The organism is Mycobacterium sp. NGS17, assembly GCF_059813205.1.
Window position 1 is genome coordinate 1 of record NZ_JCALED010000030.1, and the last position, 778, is coordinate 778.

Sequence of the window (778 nt, forward strand, 5' to 3'; positions counted from 1 at the left end):
CGCGATCGACCACCAGCCCAACACACCACTACCGTCCCCCACCCCGGACGACATCGCCTACCTGATCTACACCTCCGGCACCACCGGAACCCCCAAAGGCACCGCCATCACCCACCACAACCTGGCCCACCTGGCGGAGTCCTCGCTTCCCCAGGTACCGACGACACAGGTGTGGACGCAGTGCCATTCGTATGCCTTCGACTACTCGGTGTGGGAGATCTGGGGGGCGCTGCTGCATGGCGGACGCCTGGTGGTGGTACCCGACGAGGTCACCCGCTCCCCGCAAGACTTCCAGGCTCTCCTGGCCGACGAGCAGGTGACGGTGTTGACCCAGACACCATCTGCGGTGGGGATGTTGTCCCCGCAGCAGGTGGAAGCGTCGCTGGTGATCGCTGGTGAGGCGTGCCCCCCGGAAGTGGTGGATCGGTGGGCGCCGGGGCGGGTGATGGTCAACGGCTACGGCCCAACCGAGACCACCGTGTATGCCACCCTCAGCGCCCCGCTGGTGGCGGGGTCGGGGGCGCCGCCGATCGGCTCGCCGGTGGCTGGGGCGGCGTTGTTCGTCCTTGATGGGTGGATGCGCGCGGTGCCGGTGGGGGTGGTCGGTGAGTTGTATGTGGCCGGCGCCGGGGTGGGGGTCGGTTATGTGGGCCGGGCGCGGTTGACCGGGTCGCGGTTTGTGGCCTGTCCGTTCGGGGCGCCCGGGCAGCGGATGTATCGGACCGGGGATCTGGTGTGTTGGCGCCCTGATGGGCAGCTGGACTACCTGGGCCGCGCG

The 778-nt window shown here is 69.2% G+C and carries 1 protein-coding gene; it reads left to right on the plus strand.

Annotated elements, in window-relative coordinates; all coding sequences use genetic code 11:
• On the plus strand, positions 1–778 hold a 778-nt coding region (locus AC5Y7E_RS24205; protein WP_499950945.1), incomplete at both ends, for an AMP-binding protein.